The sequence below is a fragment of the Exiguobacterium aurantiacum genome (assembly GCF_001766415.1).
Classification (GTDB): Bacteria; Bacillota; Bacilli; order Exiguobacteriales; family Exiguobacteriaceae; genus Exiguobacterium; species Exiguobacterium aurantiacum_A.
The window spans coordinates 989,528-1,009,074 of sequence record NZ_MKXO01000001.1 but is presented as its reverse complement, the minus strand read 5'-3'; the positions used below and the strand labels follow the sequence as shown (position 1 = coordinate 1,009,074).

Sequence of the window (19,547 nt, the reverse complement as noted above, 5' to 3'; positions counted from 1 at the left end):
TGTTGCTATTTTCGCACATTTCCCTGCGTGTTGCCAGCCTATCTTCGAATTTTAGTGAAGATTGACGTTTGACAACTTCTGAACAGGGTATCACAAAATGTTAGTGGGAAAAAGGAAGGGGTCTTCTCCTTTTCCTAATATACAAACGATGTTATGATTAATTTGGAACAGACGTAAAGGAGGGGTGACACGTGCAGGTACAACGAACAACGATTCACATTGCGGGGCAAGACTATACGATTGTTAGCGAGGAGTCAGCCGATCATGTGAGGGAAGTGGGCTTTCTCGTCGATAGTAAGATCCGCGAGATTCGTGAACAGTCCCCTCAGCTAGACGCTCGTCAGGCAGCGGTCCTCGCCGCCATCCAAATTGCGAGCGATCACGTCAAAATTAAACGAAATACGGGAGAATAAATCAATCCATGGTTACTCTACTTATACTGTTTTTCTTGTTTATCGGGATCATTAACGGCTTCCGCCGTGGAGCGATCCTCCAGCTCGGCCATTGGGTCGCGCTCATCATCAGTTTCTTTGTCGCCAACGCCTATTACCGGGATCTCGCCGAAGCGTTCAAGCTTTGGATCCCATATCCGTCACAACTTGACGGGACGCTACCGGGCGGTGTGCTCGACTTGAACTCACTGTCAGGCATCGAGATGACATTCTATAACGTTTTTTGGTTCGTCATCTTGTTCCTGATCACGAAGCTCGTCTTGCATCTCATCTTGTCGATGCTCGACTTCTTGACGGACTTGCCGATCTTGCGCCAATTGAAAGGCATCATCGGTGCCGTGCTCGGATTCTTCGAGTCATACGTCATCACGTTCTTCATCCTTTGGGTGATTGCGTTCGTCCCGATGGCGGGCGTCCAAAATGCGGTCGACAACTCGTCGCTCGCGACGTTCATCATCCAGGATACGCCATACCTATCTGACTGGTTCTCGAATAAGATGCTGTGACACGACAGGCCGGAATGCAAGCAAGCGCTTGTGTCTCGGTCTTTTCTGTATGAAAAAGGGGGAAATACGATGAATAAAGTTGAGGCGATGATGCTGTTAGAGAAAATCGCGCAATATATGGAGATCAAGGGTGAGAACCCGTTCAAAATCAACGCGTTTCGTAAAGCGGCGACGGCGCTCGAGAACACCGAGCTCGAACTCGACGACATTGATGACTTGACGACGATCTCAGGTATCGGTAAAGGAACGGCGGCCGTACTTGACGAGTGGCGCCAGACGGGACGGAGCGAGGTGCTCGAGTCGCTCCAAGAAGAGATTCCGTACGGCTTGATGAAGCTGCTCAAAATCCAAGGACTCGGCGGCAAGAAACTGGCCCAGCTAAGAGAGGTCGGCGTCGTCGACCTCGAGTCGCTCATCCGTGTATTGGAAGACGGCACGGCATCAGAATTGCCGCGTTTCGGCACGAAGAGCGTCGAGAAGTTGCTCGCAGCAGCACGGAACTTGGAATCCCGTCCGGAACGCCTGTCGTACGCGATGATGCGCCCGGTCGTAGAAGAGATCAATACGGTGTTAGAAGGCGAGTCGCTCGTCCTCCGGCATTCGGTAGGGGGCAGTTTCCGCCGGGCCGAGGAGACGTGCAAAGACTTGGACTTCATCATCGCGACCGAGGAGCCTGTCGCTTTGCGCGACAAACTGCTCGCGCTCCCGTTCGTCAATGAAGTCATCGCAGCCGGTGAGACGAAAGTGTCGCTCGTCTTAGAGCGCGAGGAGATGGTGTCGGTCGACTTCCGGATGGTCGAGCCCGGTGCTTTCGCGGCGACGCTCCATCACTTCACCGGCTCAAAAGACCATAACGTCCGCATGCGCCAACTCGCGAAAGCTAAGGGTGAGTCGATCTCCGAGTACGGGGTCGAGACCGCGGACGGCCTGTGGCAGCCGGAGACGGAAGCGGAGCTGTTCGAACGCTACGGCCTCCCGTTCATCCCGCCGGAGCTACGGGCAGGGAATCTTGAGTTCGAGCACGACATCTCGAAGCTCGTCACGCTCGACGATATCAAGGCCGACGCGCATATGCACACGGTCTGGTCAGACGGAAAGCTGACGGTCGATGAGCTCGTCGCCGCGATGAAAGCGCGAGGTTACGAGTGGATCGCCATCACCGACCACGGCAAGTACATGTCGTTCGTCAATGGGTTGACCGAGGAACGATTAGAAGCGCAAGGGGAAGAGATCCTTGCCGCGGCGAAAAAACACGATATGCACGTCTTGCGCGGTGTCGAGATGGACATCCGCCCAGACGGGACGCTCGACTACGAGCCTGAGTTTTTAGCGACGCTTGACTACGTCGTCGCCTCGATCCATTCGAAGATGGATCAAGGTGTCGACGAGATCATGGCGCGGCTCGAGAACGCCTGCCGTTCGCCTTACGTCAACGTCATCGCCCATCCGACCGGACGCTTGATCGGACGTCGTGACGGCTACCCGATCGACGAGGAGCGCTTGATCGCCCTCGCGAAAGAGACAGGGACGGCGCTCGAACTGAACGCCAACCCGAACCGTCTCGATTTGACCGCCTCGACGCTGAAGAAAGCGAAGGCGGCGGGTGTCAAACTGATGGTCAACACCGACACCCACCACCCTGATATGATGGAAGATATGGCACTCGGCGTCTTGCACGCAAGAAAAGCCTATCTCGAACCGTCAGACATTATTAACTGCCTCACGTTCGAAGAAGCGACAGCGTTCTTCGACGCGAAGCGACAGAAAGGAACATGCTAGATGGATCACGCGTTACGCGTATTAGAATATGAAAAGTTACGTCAACAGCTCGCCGTGCATGCGGCCAGCTCGCTCGGGAAAAACCGGGCGCTCAACATGCAGCCTGACTACTCGTACGACCGGGTACTCGCCAACTTGAACGTCACGCGCGAGGCGACCGAGGTCGTCCGGCTCCGGGACCGTTTGCCGCTCGGCGGGCTCTCAGACGTCCGCGCCGAAGTGAAACGGGCCGCCATCGGCTCGGTGCTCTCGACGAGCGAACTGCTCGCCGTCGCCGCCGTCATGTACAGCGGCCGCCAAGTGAAGAACTTTTTTGAGAAGTTGCACGAGGACAACGAAGACATCCAAATCCCGCGCCTCGACGAATATGCCGAGCGCTTGACGAAGCTGATCGAGGTCGAGCAATCGATCCGTCACGCCATCGACGACCAAGGTACGGTCCAAGATTCGGCGAGCTCGCAACTGCGCGGTCTGCGGACGCAACTCCGCAGTTACGAAGGCAGTGTCCGCTCGCGGATCGACAACATCCTCCGCAACAACGCCAAGATGCTCTCAGACGCGATCGTCACGATCCGGAACGACCGCTTCGTCGTCCCGGTCAAGCAAGAGTATCGCCAAGCGTTCGGCGGGATCGTCCACGACCAGTCGGCGTCAGGGCAGACGCTCTTCATCGAGCCGCAAGCGATCGTCTCGATCAACAATGAGATCCAAGAAGTCCGCTTGAAAGAACGCTCGGAGATCGACCGCATCTTGACCGAACTGTCAAATCTCGTCGGCGGCGTAGCCGATTCCGTCGTGACGAACCTCGACGTCTTGGCCGAACTCGACTTCGTGTTCGCGAAAGTCGCGTACGGTCATCAACTGAAAGCGACGGAACCGAAGTTGAACGACGCCCGCGAGATCAAACTGAAGCAGGCGCGTCATCCGTTCATCCCGCAAGACGAGGTCGTCCCGATCACGGTCGAGCTCGGGGAAGACTTCACGTCGCTCGTCATCACCGGACCGAACACGGGTGGTAAGACGGTCACGCTCAAGACGATCGGGTTACTGCAACTGATGGTCCAGTCAGGGCTCTATGTCCCGGCCGAGTTCGGTACAGAGCTCTCGGTGTTCGACGCCGTCTACGCCGACATCGGTGACGAGCAGTCGATCGAGCAGAGCTTGTCGACGTTCAGCTCGCACATGACGAACATCGTCAGCATGCTCGACAAGGTCGACTTCATGTCGCTCGTCCTATTCGATGAGCTCGGTGCCGGGACCGACCCGCAAGAAGGGGCCGCGCTCGCCATCGCGATTCTTGATGAAGTGAAGCGGCGCGGGGCCCGCGTCGCGGCGACGACCCACTATTCCGAGTTGAAGGCGTATGCCTATAACCGAGAAGGTGTCGTCAACGCCTCGATGGAGTTCGATATCGAGTCGCTCAGCCCGACGTATCGTTTGTTGATCGGTGTGCCGGGACGCTCGAACGCGTTCGAGATCAGCCGACGCCTCGGTCTGTCCGAACAAGTGATCGATAAGGCACGGAGCCACGTCGGCACCGACGCCGAGTCGGTCGAATCGATGATCAACGAGCTCGAGTCGGCGAAACAACGCGCCGAGCAGCTCGAGCAAGAACTGATCGTGAAACGTCACGACTTCGAACAAGAGCAAGCGGCGTTCGAGGCGAAGATGAGTGAATTCGAGACCGAACGCGACACGATGTACGGCGAGGCCGAGGCTCGTGCCGAGAAGGCCGTCGAGAAGGCGAAGCGGGAAGCGAACGAAGTCATCGACCGGTTGAAGAAGCTGCGTGAGCAAGGCATCGTCAAAGAGCACGAAATCATCGCCGCGAAGAAACAGCTCGAATCGGCGAAACCGACGCTCCAAGATAAAAAGATCCAAAAAGTGAAACAAAAAGCGCAACAAAAACGTACGTTCAGTAAAGGCGAAGAAGTGAAAGTGACGACGTTCAACCAAAAAGGGTATATCGTGAACCAGATCAACGACAACGAGTACAACGTCCAAGTCGGGATCATGAAAGTGAACGTCAAAGCGGACGACCTTCAAAAAGTCGGACCCTCGAAAGAACAAGCGCTCCAGTCGAAAGGCAGCTCGCTGAAGCGCCAGAGCTCGACGAAGTCGGAGCTCGATCTTCGCGGCGTCCGGGTCGAAGAAGGACTCTCGCGCCTAGACAAATATATCGACGAGGCGCTCGTGTCCGGATACGACAACGTCCGCATCATCCACGGGCTCGGTACGGGCGCGATGCGACAAGCGACGCAAGAGTATTTGAAAGGACATCGTCACGTGAAGAGTCAGCGCCCGGGTGGTATGGGTGAAGGTGGACTCGGGGTCACGGTCGTCGAATTGAAGTGAGGGACGCATGATGATGGGGAACGTAACGTTTGGCGTGATGCTCGAGTCGCTCGGATTGTACTCGATTGCCGGTCTGATGATCGTCGTCGGGCTCGCCATCTTCGAGATGACGACGCCGTACAGTAACTGGCGCGAGGTTCAAAAAGGGAATATCGCCGTCGCGCTCGCGACCGGGGGCAAGGTCGTCGGCCTGGCCAACATCTTCCGTGTCGTCGAGAGCCATCACGAGCGGATGGTCGACGTGTTGGTCGGAGGGAGCTTCGGCTTCTTCTTACTGCTCGTCACGTATTGGTTGTTTGAATTTTTGACGCCGTCGCTCAAAGTGAACGAGGAGATCGGGAAAGGCAACATCGCGGTCGGATTGCTCGCGTTCATGCTCTCGATCGGGGTCTCGCTCGTCGTCGGCGCGGCGTTGGTGAGGTGAAGACATGGTATACGAACGATTGGCAAAGATCCTCTTTATCGGGGCCGGGCTGTTTTTAGTGGCAGCGGTGCTGTGGTTTGTCTTTTATTGAGTGAAGGAGTGGAGTGTCCTACAGGGCACTCTATTTTTTTGATTTCGGATACCTTTAATATAAAACGTCTAGGTGAAAGGAAATTCTTTTACAATTTATACATAAAACGCTTTATACTAAAACTAGAATTTGGAATGACATATATATGAAGGTCATATATTAATCGTGAATGAAAAGATGAGGTGTAGACGATGTCGAACGGGTCAGAAGTGTTTGAGGTGTTGATGACGAACGCGGTGAAACTACCAGGGGTGAAAGTCGACCGCAAAGAGTTTTTAGATCAAAGTTTTAGTAGACATGTCCCAGCAAGTCAGTTGGCGGAGATTATGGAGAAAGGACCGATTGGAGCGAACGTTCCACTCGCGCTTATTAAAAAAATCGCGAAACGGAATATTGCTAACCAAACGATGAAGAGTTCGAGTGCGTCTTTCGCGGCGGGATTGCCTGGGGGGATCGGACTGGCTGCGACGATTCCTGCGGATACGGCACAGTTTTTTGGATTTTCGCTCCGCCTGGCGCAGGAAACAGGATACTTATACGGCTACGATGACTTTTGGGAGAATGGAGAACTTGACGTCGATCGAGTAAACGGGGACTTGGTCTTGTTCTTGGGCGTCATGTTCGGTGTCGGAGGCGCGACAGCCACTATTAAGGCGCTGTCCGCTCAACTGTCGAAACAGGCCTTGAAACAACTGCCGAAGAAAGCGTTGACGAAAACGGTATATTTTCCAATCATTAAAAAGATGTCAGCGATGATTGGTTTCAAGATGACGAAAGATACGTTCGCAAAAGGCGTGTCGAAGATGATCCCACTCGCAGGAGGTGTCATTTCGGGAGGACTCACCTTCTCTTCGATGACAAAGATGGGAAACCGTCTCCTGCATGCGCTTGAAGACAGCGTGAATATGACAGAAGAAGAACTAGTCGAGAGCTTTGCAGAAATGAAGCGAGAGCATTTTGACATCATCGAGGCTGAATTTGTGGAAATCGAGGCAGTTTTGCGCGAAGAAGGAATCTAATCAAAGGACGAGCGACGTGTGTGAACGTCGCTTTTTGTGAAAGCGGGGGAAACGTGTGGCAATCGATTTGGATTTTTTAATGTCGACTGAAGACTACGTGCTCGATACGGAGTCGTTTCAGATGAAGGGCGTCACCTATTATCCGCTCGAGTGGACGTTTTTTGGGGCGCCGGATACGACGATGATTTTAACGGACGATGCCGACCGCGACCGCATTCTGATCCGTTTCGAGCAGTATGCGCTCTTCCTCGGGACGCTAGAAGAGCACGGGATGCCAGAAGATGGTCTCGCGAACAGGCATCCGATTGTGAAACTGAAGACATCCCGCTTCAGTGCGTTCGCCGCCGAACAGATGAAGACGGAACGGGTCAACACGGACCGAGGCGAGCTTTCCCATTACGTGATTCGGACGTTCGAGCAGGAGTTTCATGTGTTGGCCTACGAAGAGCCGACGGTGCTCGACTTAGGGAAAGTCGGGGACACCGGTGTCGTCGTGACAGAAGTCGACGAGGTGGATGAATTTTGAGACAAGACTATGCCGAGCGGGTAAAGAAGAGAGTAGGCAAGACATTATGGGGTGAAACGGAGGAGACGACATGAAATCGTACGAGATCGAATTCCACATGATCAATGATGAGGTGTTGACGCAAGTCGTCGAGGCAGATAGTCGCTATGCGGCACTTGAAGCCATCTATCAGTCGTTCCGGCATGCTTCGGACGGCTTCGTCCAGTTCGAGGATGAATGGATCATTTTCCTTGATCATGTCGTGTATGTGAAGGCGTTTGAGATTGTGGAGTAGGAGGCAGCTATGGTGAAACATAATAAGTTGGTCCGAGACCGTGTACCTGAACTGATCCGTGCGGACGGAAAACGAGTCATCGTCAAACAGTTGAATCAAGCCGAGCACTTTGAACAGGCACGCCTGAAGCTATATGAAGAACTGAAAGAGTATGAAGAGACGAATATCGATGAGGAATGTCTTGAAGAGCTAGCGGATATTCTTGAACTCGCGTATGAGCTCGGTAAAATGCATGGGGCTTCGTTTGAAGAGATGAATGCGATTCGTGCAGAGAAGCGGGAGCGGAAGGGTGGATTTGAGAAGGGGTTATATTTGGAGGAAGTTCTGGAGTGACAAAAAATCACGCATCCGAAAAAGGATGCGTGATTTTTTAATTCATTGGCGGGACTTTAAGATGATGATGCTCTTGGTTGCTTAATTCCTCGGCATTTATTTTATATTGTCCTACCGCCAAACAATGTGCTTTCTTTAGACCTCTTAGATCTTCAAGTGAGACTGCGCCAATACGATTAGCAATCACTTTTAATTCGCTGTCAGCTGGTGCAAAGTAAATCTTTGTAGCGGCATTATCCAAAATCGCAAGTTCTTCTTTATCGAAGTTGCTGAACGATTGTGTGGCGAACCAAGCCGACCAACCGAACTTCCGACCTTCTCTTAAGATTTTCTCAGATGGAGAACCTTTACGGAAAGATAGGTTCTGCGCTTCATCCAAGATGACCGGCATCGGTCGGCTTTCTGAACCAGATAAAGAATAATACCATAAATCCCAAAGAATAAACTCTGCTAATAATTTTTTGATTTCATCTTGGTCATATCCCTCAAGTTGGATGACCGTCACTCCGTTGTTGTTGTCAAAAATCTTACTCCAATCGTTGTCCGATTCATAATCAAATGGATCCATATCGACCATTTGGGTGAGGCGGCTGATTACAGATTGGACTGTAGATTTTGAGGAAGTCTCGAGACTTTCTAACTCTTCGATGAGCAATTCCATTCGCATTTCTTCCCCATACTTCTCAATCCCGTTTTTCGTCGCCATATAAATGGCGTTTTTTTGTTGATCTCCTAAACCTCTGTAGACGGATGCGAATACGGCTGCCACTCTTGTGGCGACGGAAGTAATCTTTTCAGGTTCTTTCCGTCCGCTAATTTCTTTTTCCCGTCTCTTGAATGGGTTCAATGGGAATGACTCGTGGTATACGATGCGTTCCGTCAGTTTTGACCCCATACGATTTATAAATGTTTCATCGAGTTGCCCTAAAGTATAACTGTTTGAGTAGTCGATGACCAAAGCGGATTGATTCTGTTCAACCAATTGCAAGAGTAGGGACTGGACGAAGTACGTTTTTCCTTGACCGGATCGACCACCAATCAACAGATGTCTGTTTGACAAGCGCGAATGTCCATACTCCCAATAGTAGTTTTTATTAAATTCGCTACCTAATAACAATCTGATAGCATTAAAACTATTTCCTGTAGGTGTGACAGGATTGATTGATGGAATCACTGGTTGAGGTTCCGTTGTTTTTTTGCCGTTATCTGTTGAAACTTTCACAGCGACTTTTGCTCTATCTGTTTCGTCACTAATTTCTTTCGCGATTCGAAGTCTAGGCGTATGAGAAGAGGTCGCTTCATTTTTGATAGTAGACGTACTGCCTTTTTCTTTTTGTTTTGCATTAAGCGAGTCTAATGATTCTGTTAACACTTCATATCCATATTGTTCAGGTAATTCGAGAATAACGACCCCTTGGTTTCTCGAATGGCGAACAGAGTCCGAAGACTTCTTGAATGAAACGAGAACGCCATTTCCGAATTTCGCACGTTTCTCGTCGACAATTTCAAAATCATCGTTCATCAATCGGTCAATCAATGAAGCATCTAACCGATAGTCTTTGCTTGGCCAGATATCATTTCCCTGCATTTTTTGTGCGTTGTTGATAAAGAGTCTCGCAAAATAGTTGCGTAGGAATTTCGCATCAAACGTCATTAAGTCGAGCAAATGATCGTTTAAGCGAGCCTTCAGCTCTGAGATTTGTGAGATACCTTTTGTGATGACCGAGTTATCGTTCAATCCGATTTTAACTTCGACCGGGAAGAAGTGCACTTTCAAATCTGATTGATTGATTTCAAGACCAATCATCAATAAATCATCGCTACAGTTGCCTCTCCGTCCGATAGTCTTACCTGAAAATAATCCAGCTCGCTTACTCAATTTCACATTACCGGTTACTCGAACAACTTCTTCCATAGAGATTGGCACCCAGATTGTATTGTCTTCATTGAACAGTAACAGCGTTTCTTTAATCGCTGAAACAATGCTCATCTTCTCGCGCTTGTCGTACCCTCTCCCTTGAACAGCACGAAGTAACCATTCACCATTAAACGTATTGAAGGCTCGAATTGTTTCCTCGATTTGATTTTGAGTAGAGGTGACGCCTTGAGAACTGATGAATTCTTGGATGACATTGAAATATTGATCCGATTTGTCAGTAACAGTGATTGCGTCATATCCGTTCGTAGACGAGTACTGATCACTATAATGAATGATAATCAAATTGTCGGAAGACGACTTGAAGAAATCAAGCCCGACCGGCGGATCGATGAAGGTTACCCAATGAGAAGAACCGTAGATTTTTTCAAGCGCACCTTTATCAGCTACATCAATATGCATCGTCAACGAAACATTTTTCATGTATGAACTATGTCCGCCATCTTTCATGTTTGCTGTCAGTTCATTGTAATGATAGCCGAATCGTGTCATGAGACTTCGAGTAACGTCAGCTCCTGCAGTACCAAAGCCAACACGGTACCCGGTTTCATTGCTTTGGACTGAAGAAACGGTAGTAAACAGCCCGTCTAAATTCATGCTGCTGGCCAACTCACTCATTGGTTGACTAACGACCCGAGATTCGTTCCCCATCTTATAGAATGAGATATGGGCATAATGTACAGGGGCATCAAAATTTAACTTGCGATACAGGATAGACTGCTGGAGTAGATGCAATACTTCGTCTGGCTCAAATTCATGAATAGACAAATCAATCCCGAATTCGTCTTTGAATTGTTCGCCCGTTTCGATATCGTTCAATTTATCAAACGCACTCAAACCAGAAGCGTCTGGAATGTACAATGATACTTCTAATGACTTGACCGCATCCAGGGTCCCTTTAGAAGAAATTTGTTGTTTGAACCATGAAATAATTCCTTTTAAAATTTCGTCGTCGTTTGTTACGTTGATGACATTCACACAGAGTGGAGCGGAGTTCTGAATCGAGAATAAATAATCATAATGTTCAGTGAAGTGATTCATTTTATCTTCGACCACTTTTGCTAAATAAGAATTGGTTTCACCTACACTTACACGTTCTCGCAATGTGTATTCATGCCACTCTGGCAAAGGAGATTGATCTGTCGGTTTAAGAAGCATTTCATGCATATTAAATGCATATGGCACGGTGTAGCTTGCTTTCAATTTCTTTAAGATGTTCGAATCAATGTCTTCAGACCCTAAAGCTTCGTTCACTTGCCATTGGTATGCGATGTTCAGAGGAGAAAATGGCGTCAATAACAAGCCGTCGATTGTCTCGATTTGTCCTAAACGATATAAGTTTCGTTGTTGAATGGTCATCAGTGCCTGAGAAGGGATGTTCTCAATTTCAGTCAAATACTCGTTCACAAATGTATAAGCCGCAGCTTGTACCTCGGCATCATAGTACAACAATGAAGGAATTGTGCCTTTGTTTTTGACCGTATTTAAAAATCCGTTATAACTTTGCTCAACAGAAGTAGGAATATCTAGATGGATGTTTTCAAAAGAATCATCAGATAATTGTTTTCCATACCGTACGTGATTATCCAACCACTCCTGCTCCATTTTGAAATAGTTTCTGTCAACGGAACGCGTTGAATAGGTACGTTGACCGTTATGGATTGTTTTAAAGTCTGAATCAATCAAAAATGATGTTTCGTCTTTTCGTTTTCTCGTCCAAATGCTAAGTCCGTCTAAGGGCGTGGTTTTTAACATATCATCTTTAATAGAAAGAGGAATTTCGACGTCATTTAACATGATCGAGAATCGAATGCGTGACTCTCCTTCGTCTAAAACATTAAGCGGGAGATTGATTACATCATGTTGATCAACCTCTAACGCCTCAGGGGAGTCAATGGTGACTTCAAGGCTATCCCCCGTACGATCGCCAAGTTCTATCACATTGTGACCATCTAGAATCAAGCGGATAGCTTGCTGACTTTTAGATGTTGTATCAACCAAGTATCTTGTTTGATACGGTGTTAAAAATTCAGGTGTCAATGGTACTACAGCGATATTGAATAAATACGTGGTAGATGACTGACCTTCATGTTTATACCGGACTTTTGAAAAAGTGACTTGATTTGAATCGACTTCCACTGAAGTGATGAGTGAATAACCTGAACTTGTCGTATTCTTCGCACTCTTGTTGTCTAAAAATTGTTTTGATGTATAGCGGTCAAATGGGAGATGAATCTGAATATCATTAGCATGTTCTGGAGCAAAGAGGATAATATGCCAAGTACGCTGACCGGATTTTGTTTCAGATTGCGGCCGTCTCCAAAAATAATGCCCTGAAACTAATGAGCCGCTCACTTTAGCTGTCATTTTTTCCGAAACAAATTGAATGTCTCGATTCGATTTTGCTTTTTCCTCCCACTTTTTCAAGACATCATAATCCGTTTGTTGCCACGTATCTTCTTTTAATTTAGAGGCCCCATTATCAAATCGTTCTTCTAATTTTTCGCGCGAGTTACCTAATGTGAAATATCGCTCGACATCTTCGAACAGTTCATGGTTCTCTGATAAACGATTTTCGATTTGTTTATTAACTTTTTTCCAAGTAGAAGAACCGTATTTTTGTTCATCTCGTTCTCGGATGAGTGAAGATAGCTCTCCATCTTGAAAATATTGTAACGATGTATAATCTTCCATCGCTAAAGCGTCTTTATGAAGAAGGCCTAAAATATCAATGAAATCTAAGAATGAGCCATTCGTAATTTGTTTTTGATGATTGTGACGCTTTAAATAGTCTGAAACAATCATCTGTTCAGGTTTTGATAATTGACTGCTGGCCAATTGGTTATCTAAATGTTGAATGATTTTACTGATATGCAATGGACGTCCTTCAGAAGTTAAGTCGATACTACCTCCACGAATGGAGTCATTTAAATTATCAGTCAAGACTAAGAGAGAAGTATTCGCCCATTGACCAATCTGTTCACTCATCTCATTTCTTAACGTGACAAGGAAATCAATATCTGTATCGAAAGAGCTTGCCACGACTAATTTTCCAGATGAGAAGTTTAACGAAGTCGTGACGTAGTCCTCGTTCCCGAATGGGTGTTTGTACGTAAATATGTTTGCGACGTTTAATGCTGATAACGCGTCATACATCTCTTTGACATCTTGTTTCGACGGAAGATAGACGTAGTAACGATCCGTTCTTTTTTGCTTAATTTCGTTATCGAAGAAATTGAGCAATTGTTGCGTGATGAACTTATAAAATTGATTTGACATACTGTGCATCCCCACTATCGCTTTTCTTTTCAAGGTAATTCAATTTGTCCAGTAACCCGACAATTTCTTCTTTTGAATGGTGATCGAAGAATAATCCTCTTGCTTCAAGTTCGTGCCAAAGTTTGTTCAATTCAATCTTTTCTTGTTTGATTGAGCAAGCTACTAATGCCAAAAGTTGTTCCTGATTGATGGCGAGTAATGAACCTAATGATCCGCCATGCTTCTTATAAAACTTCAAAACAAAGGCCTCAAGAGCTGCCGGATATCGAGATTTTAGCTCTTTATTCAATCCAACCGAGACGGATTCAGCCAAGTCTCTGAATGCCTCGTCCAACGTTTTTGCGGAAGTGTATTTTGGTGTTTCGATTGCCTTGTATTTCGTATAAAAATTGTTCATCCAATCATAAAGTGATTGAACATAAGTATTTAAAGCTTCCTCGCCGTTTGACACCAATATTTCATTGAGGTGATGATAATATAGATTTTTTTTCGTTTGAAAAGCAGGTGTCTGACAAACGATATTTAATGCATGTTCATGTTTATAAAAGTCTTTTGCCTGTTCTTTTAACAATTTGTACCCATTCGTGTAACTGGTTCTCCAACGTGCCCCTTTTTCCCACTCCATCAAAAAGAAGAGCGGTATCATTTGTTCATGATCAAATTTAGTGAAGCGATTCGTTTGAAGAACTGTTTGAGAAATCATGATAAATGTATAGTGTACTAACAAGTGATTTAAGTTATCTAAAAAGAATTTTGGATTTTTAGATAGGTGAATCAAATCTTGTTTGAACTGTTCCTGTATATTCGGAAACAGACAAGAGTATGGACTTGTGAACGAACTTTCCTTTGAAAACTGGGTACTACGGAAAATTTGAGTCAATAAATCATTGTTGTCGTCATCAGAGAAGAGTGGTGAAAGTTCATCTTCGTTTCCTTCAATGAGGGTCCCATATACGTAGTTAATAAAATCAATCTGTCCGTTTCTTTCTTTTTTCTCACTTAACGTCAAAAGTGGTAATTGTGAAAGCCTTGAAACATCTGTTTCCTCAACTTTGCGTTGCTGACTCTGTAAAAAATGTTTGAACCATTCATTTGTTTCAGGTGAGTCGAACTTGCCGATAGACATAATCTGATTCATGTCCGTGCTGTTTTCTTCAGGAATAATAGGCTCATTGGAGAGTAGTCTTGCAAGTCCTCCGGTTATTGGCCAAAACCCGTTTTCAAACTTTGAGCGCTCAGGTTCACGAGTAGGTAAAGGTAAAACATACGTATCTTTACGTCGAGCATATCGATAACCTTTATTCTGAACTAAGAATGATTCAAGTCGTGACCAGTCTAGTGAATAGTCATTTAAATGTTGAACGTTAGTCATATTACTGTTTCACCTTCCTTACTTCAAACTTAGATTTGCTAAATTTCGGCTTAGTCAGTTCAACCATCGATCCATCATGTGTCGATACCAATAGAATCGATTTTGATTTATCAGTATATCGAATGAGTTCATCATAAAAATCGATAAATTGAACCGCGTCGCGCAAATCATTTCGGTTTGGACGATATCCGTCTTGTATTTTTACTAACAGACTATAGAGTTTATAGTCGAGATCGAATAAAATTTCTTTTCCGCCTACTTCAAAACCGATTCGAATAAATGGGCTAAAACGATAAAAATCTGAGTCTTTGTTTTCTGCACTTGCGAATAGACGTTCGTCTACAATCTCCTCAGCCTGAAACGGGTAGGCGACTCTATAATCATTATTCGCACCGTCGATATATAAATAATTTTCTCGTGGAGACCCGCGCCATAAGTAAATGACTTCTCGAATCAATTCAAATAATGATTCGATACTCTCTCCGTCACCGAGATAGTACGCCTTTAAATATTTCAAGAAATCTAGATAAGTGCGATCGGTTTCTTGTGGGTTCAATAGTGAATAACTTCGAATGAGGAACGACCCGAGTGCATTCATAGTATCTGTATTCTCCGGTGCATGATGAATGAATCGATAGATTTCTGCCATGTCACCTAAAGCATTTTTAGCAATATCTTGAGGCTGCTGTGCCAATACATATTTTGTAATCAATTGATCGAAAAAGTCGGTGCGGAACGAAACTGGATCAATTCGATGTAAAGCATTCAATATGATTGAACGATCCGGGTGACCAAAAATAAGGTTTGGGAGAGCTGCGTTCGGTTTATCTGGTTCAAGGCTTAAGTTTGATGGTGCAAGAATATCAAAAATGAAATTATAGAATGCTCGCGTTGAGATAATTAACTTTTCTTTCACCATTGTTTGGATGACGACATTTTCAACCGATTCTCTGACAGCCAAATTCGATAGAAAATCGTAATTGTCATGAATAATAGATTGGATGCCATTATTGACGTCTTCACAGTAAGCATCATAGAACGGATTGTCGTTCGACGTTAAGACCACTTTTTCTAAAATCTTCGAGAAGAACAAAGACTCGGCACCGTTTGTTCCTAAGCTATAAGTTTGGAAGCCGGCTATATTTAATAAGTGGAGTGACTTATTTGAATAGACAATGTGTTCTCCGTTTCCGAAAATGTCCGAGTCATCAATGAAGTTTCTGAGTGATTCGTATCGGTTTTCAGACGCTGCAAAGTTATAGAAGTTATGAAGAACTCCTAGGTTGATAGCAATCAGCAAATGTTTAGTTTCAGAATCCTGTTTATAAAAAGAAGATAGTACACTATCTAATGTTTCGATTGAGTTTTTTGATGGATCAAATGACTCGGTCGAATCGTTATGAATCCTGAAATCTTTGACCAAATGAGAATGTTTTTCTTTGATGTAAGCCAGTAAGTGACTCTTCCCATCTCCAACACTACCACTTAGCAAAATTAGTTGTGGTGTGGATTCATTGTCAATCGCCTCTAATGTTTCAATGAGAGAGTATTGAATCGGGCGATCGATATGCATATACTCCCGAAACTCCCCAAAGCTATCTGCATTGACGACCGATTCTTTCGAAGAAGATTGCAGCATACGAAGTTTATCTAGCAATTTGCTAGTTGTAGCGTCTCCATTAATATCTATAGAACTAACAATATCCTCGGTGACTGTATCTTTTTGGGCCAGGAGATTTTCGGTAGTGAATGAATCGTTCACGTTATCCTCTACAGTTGTGTCTTCAGGGATTGTTTCTTTGATTTCTTGAGTAGGTGGTTCTGAGAATGTAATGGGCTTTACTCTATGCTCTTCAGAGTCATCCAGTATTTCTTCTTTTGTGAAGACATCGCTGTCATAAAGTCCGGATGAATTCTCCGTCTCGTTGAGATATACTTCGCCTAAAGAGATCAATTTTTCAAAAGCTTCTAGAGTCTCAATTTTTAAAAGGTTACGCTTTGTATATAAGTCACTTAACTCTATGTAACGGTGAGCCCATTTTAACTCTTTCATCGATGCGTTTAGTTCGACCTTTAGTTTTTGCCAACCAAACTTGATGACGTGACGATCAAAGTATCGTTCAGATAGAGCTGGGCGCTTAGTGTTCTTTGCAAGCATATACATACGTTTTAAAGTTAAAGATTGGAAAATGCCGTCTAAGTAAACCATAGCCTCTGTAGGTGAATCAATCATCCACTTGTTGAATTCCTCATAAGTAAACTTTGTATCTTCCTCAGGAACTAGGTTCGTAACTAAAAAAGACCAGATTTTTTGGGTGTTCATTGTTAATCCCTTTCCTGTATAAAAATGATATTTTACAAACATTGTAACAAAATATAGAATCATAATCATCGATTCTGAGTGATTCCTTTGTAACCTTGTTAAATAATTTATATAGGGCGAAACGTAGGATGATTTATATCCTTTATTTATGTAAAATAAAGGATGAGGATTTGAAAAGGGGAGATTGCATGATCCATAACAAGTTGGTAAGGGATAAAATTCCTACAATCATTGAGCAGTCTGGGAAAATAGCAATACATAAAAAACTATCTAATGCTGAGCATATGAAATTCGCAGCTCATAAACTTCATGAAGAAATCAAAGAGTACGAGGAAACAAACATCGATGAAGAATCACTCGAAGAACTTGCCGACGTACTGGAACTTGTCTATACGCTCGGGAAGATGCACGGTGCGAGTTTTGAAGAATTAAATCGCATTCGTGAGGAGAAGCGCGAGAAGCGGGGCGGTTTCGAAAAAGGTATCTTCTTGGAAGAGGTCCTTGATCATGAGTGAGTTACGTCTGCACACCAGTCATTTACGAATTCCATTACAGAATCAAATCAACGCGGCGACTGAAATTTATATGGTCGTCGCGTTTGCACAATTATCAGGTGTTCAAGAGATTGCGTCTTCACTTAAAAAGGCGGTCATGCGCGGTGCCCAAGTCCGGATTTTGATTGGGGATTACCTCTATTTGACGAACCCGGATGCGCTCGAGATGCTCATGGAAATCGATGGGGTTGAGTTGCGACTTTATCGTTCGAATGGTCAATCGTTCCATCCGAAAGCCTATTTGTTCCGTACTCAAGATAGCGGGACGTTCTTTGTCGGCTCGTCGAACTTGTCGCATAGCGCCTTGAACCGTGGCGTCGAATGGAACGTCGAGATTCCGGCAAGCATCTCAGAGGATGTGTTCGAACAATCGGTCGATGCATTCCACGAGCTGTTTTATAGTGAGTATGCTCAAATCATGAATCCAATCTCGCTGCAGCCTTATCGCGAAGAATACGAAGCGAGACAAGAGCGGATGAATGAGATGGGCAAAGTAGCTGAGATGACTCCTGTCTACATTGAGGACGACACGATCACGCCGAACACCGTCCAAGATGCCGCCTTAAAGGCGTTACGTGAAACGATGGAAGAGGGAAGACGGAAAGCGATGCTTGTGCTCGCTACCGGTTTAGGGAAGACATATTTAAGTGCCTTCTTCGCCCGACAGTTCAAACGGGTACTCTTCATTGCCCATCAAAAAGAAATTCTGCTTCAAGCTGAGGCTTCTTATAAGAAAGTCTCGACTGAATGGAAAACGGGCTTATTGCTAGGTGGTGACTCGAGAGATGAGCAGTCAGCCGACGTGTTATTCGCTTCGATTCAAACGTTAGCCTCGAAACATCGGATGCAACAGTTCGCGCCTGATCAGTTCGATTTGATTGTCGTCGATGAATTCCATCACTCGGCCGCACCGTCTTATCGTCGTGTCCTCGATTACTTCGAGCCGAAATTCTTGCTCGGACTGACGGCGACGCCGGACCGACTGGATGGGGGAGACGTTTACGCTCTCTGTGATGACAATGTCGCCTATCAAATGCACTTTACTGAAGCAATTGAAGAATCTTACTTGACTCCTTTTCATTACGTCGGAATTTATGACGAAATCGACTATTCGCAAATCCGATTGATTAACGGCCGCCGTTATGATCAGGATGAGCTATTGGCAGAACAGTTAAAGGAAAGTGTCGCTCAAAAAATCTTCGAAGCCTGGCAGATGCATCACCAGACACGTGCGCTCGGATTCTGTTCTTCGGTCGCTCAAGCCGAATATTTAGCTGACTACTTCCGTCTCCAAGGCGTTCAAGCCGTCGCCTTACATAGCCAGACTGAATATGACCGAGAGGATGTCATCAAACAATTGAAGCAAGGACATCTTGATATCATCTTCGCGGTGAACTTGTTCAATGAAGGCGTAGACATTCCTGAAATCGATACGTTGTTGTTTTGCCGTCCGACCGAATCGTTGACGGTCTTCACGCAACAGATTGGTCGAGGACTCCGTTTGTTGAGCGGGAAGACGCATTGCACCATCATCGACTTGATCGGGAACTACAAGAACATCGACAAGAAGTTGGCGCTCTTGACGACAAAGCGACAACCAATTGTAAAAGAGCTTCCAACAAACGGGACCTTGCCCGATGGCTGTACCATCGAATTTGATTTACATGCCGTTGATTTGTTGAAGCGGATGGTGACTCGATCTTCAACCCGCCAGCAGCAGTTAGAACGGAACTACTTCATGGTGAAAGAAGAGCTTGGAAGACGACCGAGTTATATGGAGTTGATTCAACGAGGCGAGTACTCGATGGACGCCTATCGCTCTCAATGGAAGAAAGACGGGGGCTACTTCGGTTTCTTGAATCGAATTAGTGAGTTGGGAGAGGAAGAAAGTCATCTGTTTGAAGGTGCGAAATCATTGTTAGTCGAAGTTGAATACACCGACATGACGAAGAGTTATAAGATGATTGTGCTATCGCTCATGTTGAACCGTGGGCTAGAAGGATGGCTCGGACCACTTTCAGCGAGCGAGGCAGCTCGGCCGTTTTATGACTTCATCAATGCAATCCCGTACCGTCAACAGATCGATGGGAAGACAAAAGACTTCCAATCACCGTTCCATCAGCAAAGAATCGAAAAGTTACTGTTGCGGATGCCATTTGATAAAATAGCTAAAGGACCGTTTTTTGTGTCTGAGGAAGCATTACATATCGAGCAAAACGAAGCGTATGCTCATCCTCTGGTTTACGAATGGGTCAGTCAAATCGTTGAAGTTCGACTGCATCACTACTTCAGTCGGAAAGCTTCAGAGTGATTGGGAAAGGAGT

General features: G+C 45.8%; 14 protein-coding genes. 11 read left to right on the top strand and 3 right to left on the bottom strand.

All coding sequences use genetic code 11. The annotated features are described in order from the left end of the window. Nucleotides 1-191: 191 nt before the first annotated feature. The 9 genes from zapA (at nt 192) to BJU60_RS05065 (ending at nt 7,759) form a co-directional block, all read left to right on the top strand. Nucleotides 192-413 (top strand): cell division protein ZapA, encoded by a 222-nt coding sequence (zapA, locus tag BJU60_RS05105; protein WP_070327767.1) that lies wholly within the window; start codon nt 192-194, stop codon nt 411-413. A gap of 8 nt (nt 414-421) precedes the next feature. Continuing rightward, complete coding sequence (locus tag BJU60_RS05100) at nt 422-958, top strand: CvpA family protein (protein WP_070327766.1); 537 nt, start codon at nt 422-424, stop codon at nt 956-958. Between the two features lie 69 nt (nt 959-1,027). Next, nucleotides 1,028-2,737: a DNA polymerase/3'-5' exonuclease PolX gene (polX, locus tag BJU60_RS05095; RefSeq protein WP_070327765.1), complete on the top strand. Its 1,710-nt coding sequence runs from the start codon at nt 1,028-1,030 to the stop codon at nt 2,735-2,737. After that, entirely contained in the window at nt 2,738-5,092 is a 2,355-nt protein-coding gene (locus tag BJU60_RS05090) for an endonuclease MutS2 (protein ID WP_070327764.1), read from the top strand. Between the two features lie 7 nt (nt 5,093-5,099). Next, nucleotides 5,100-5,516, top strand: a complete 417-nt coding sequence (locus BJU60_RS05085) for a DUF350 domain-containing protein (RefSeq protein WP_083273989.1) — start codon at nt 5,100-5,102, stop codon at nt 5,514-5,516. 282 nt (nt 5,517-5,798) lie between these two features. Then, nucleotides 5,799-6,626, top strand: a complete 828-nt coding sequence (locus BJU60_RS05080; protein ID WP_070327763.1) for a bacteriochlorophyll 4-vinyl reductase — start codon at nt 5,799-5,801, stop codon at nt 6,624-6,626. A gap of 55 nt (nt 6,627-6,681) precedes the next feature. Continuing rightward, nucleotides 6,682-7,152 (top strand): hypothetical protein, encoded by a 471-nt coding sequence (locus BJU60_RS05075; protein ID WP_070327762.1) that lies wholly within the window; start codon nt 6,682-6,684, stop codon nt 7,150-7,152. A 70-nt stretch (nt 7,153-7,222) separates the two neighbouring features. Then, nucleotides 7,223-7,426, top strand: coding sequence for a hypothetical protein (locus BJU60_RS05070; protein WP_070327761.1), 204 nt, complete (start codon nt 7,223-7,225; stop codon nt 7,424-7,426). Between the two features lie 9 nt (nt 7,427-7,435). Next, nucleotides 7,436-7,759, top strand: coding sequence for a nucleoside triphosphate pyrophosphohydrolase (locus BJU60_RS05065; protein ID WP_070327760.1), 324 nt, complete (start codon nt 7,436-7,438; stop codon nt 7,757-7,759). A gap of 37 nt (nt 7,760-7,796) precedes the next feature. Here the strand turns inward: BJU60_RS05065 and dptH are convergent, their stop codons facing one another. The 3 genes from dptH to dptF are packed head-to-tail and all read right to left on the bottom strand — an operon-like array spanning nt 7,797 to nt 16,711. Beyond that, a complete protein-coding gene (dptH, locus tag BJU60_RS05060) occupies nt 7,797-12,974 on the bottom strand; it encodes a DNA phosphorothioation-dependent restriction protein DptH (RefSeq protein ID WP_070327759.1) in 5,178 nt (1,725 codons plus the stop codon). After that, nucleotides 12,955-14,346, bottom strand: coding sequence for a DNA phosphorothioation-dependent restriction protein DptG (gene dptG, locus BJU60_RS05055; protein ID WP_070327758.1), 1,392 nt, complete (start codon nt 14,344-14,346; stop codon nt 12,955-12,957). The genes dptH and dptG overlap by 20 nt, the downstream gene beginning before the upstream one ends. Before the next feature lies 1 nt (nt 14,347). Beyond that, nucleotides 14,348-16,711, bottom strand: a complete 2,364-nt coding sequence (gene dptF, locus BJU60_RS05050) for a DNA phosphorothioation-dependent restriction protein DptF (RefSeq protein WP_217265636.1) — start codon at nt 16,709-16,711, stop codon at nt 14,348-14,350. A gap of 146 nt (nt 16,712-16,857) precedes the next feature. Here dptF and BJU60_RS05045 point away from each other — a divergent pair, with 146 nt between their 5' ends. Then, nucleotides 16,858-17,184: a nucleoside triphosphate pyrophosphohydrolase gene (locus tag BJU60_RS05045; protein WP_070327756.1), complete on the top strand. Its 327-nt coding sequence runs from the start codon at nt 16,858-16,860 to the stop codon at nt 17,182-17,184. Next, nucleotides 17,177-19,534 carry a DEAD/DEAH box helicase family protein gene (locus BJU60_RS05040; protein WP_070327755.1) on the top strand — a complete coding sequence of 786 codons (2,358 nt, stop codon included), beginning with the start codon at nt 17,177-17,179 and terminating at the stop codon, nt 19,532-19,534. Before BJU60_RS05045 ends, BJU60_RS05040 begins: the two co-directional genes overlap by 8 nt. Nucleotides 19,535-19,547: the final 13 nt, after the last annotated feature.

Excerpts from the sequence above, each read along its gene's own strand:
- BJU60_RS05100 (WP_070327766.1), top strand. The coding sequence starts at position 422 with ATGGTTACTCTACTTATACTGTTTTTCTTGTTTATCGGGATCATTAAC.
- polX (WP_070327765.1), top strand. The coding sequence starts at position 1,028 with ATGAATAAAGTTGAGGCGATGATGCTGTTAGAGAAAATCGCGCAATAT.
- BJU60_RS05090 (WP_070327764.1), top strand. The coding sequence starts at position 2,738 with ATGGATCACGCGTTACGCGTATTAGAATATGAAAAGTTACGTCAACAG.
- BJU60_RS05085 (WP_083273989.1), top strand. The coding sequence starts at position 5,100 with ATGATGATGGGGAACGTAACGTTTGGCGTGATGCTCGAGTCGCTCGGA.
- BJU60_RS05080 (WP_070327763.1), top strand. The coding sequence starts at position 5,799 with ATGTCGAACGGGTCAGAAGTGTTTGAGGTGTTGATGACGAACGCGGTG.
- BJU60_RS05070 (WP_070327761.1), top strand. The coding sequence starts at position 7,223 with ATGAAATCGTACGAGATCGAATTCCACATGATCAATGATGAGGTGTTG.
- BJU60_RS05065 (WP_070327760.1), top strand. The coding sequence starts at position 7,436 with ATGGTGAAACATAATAAGTTGGTCCGAGACCGTGTACCTGAACTGATC.
- dptH (WP_070327759.1), bottom strand. The coding sequence starts at position 12,974 with ATGTCAAATCAATTTTATAAGTTCATCACGCAACAATTGCTCAATTTC.
- dptG (WP_070327758.1), bottom strand. The coding sequence starts at position 14,346 with ATGACTAACGTTCAACATTTAAATGACTATTCACTAGACTGGTCACGA.
- dptF (WP_217265636.1), bottom strand. The coding sequence starts at position 16,711 with ATGTTTGTAAAATATCATTTTTATACAGGAAAGGGATTAACAATGAAC.
- BJU60_RS05045 (WP_070327756.1), top strand. The coding sequence starts at position 16,858 with ATGATCCATAACAAGTTGGTAAGGGATAAAATTCCTACAATCATTGAG.
- BJU60_RS05040 (WP_070327755.1), top strand. The coding sequence starts at position 17,177 with ATGAGTGAGTTACGTCTGCACACCAGTCATTTACGAATTCCATTACAG.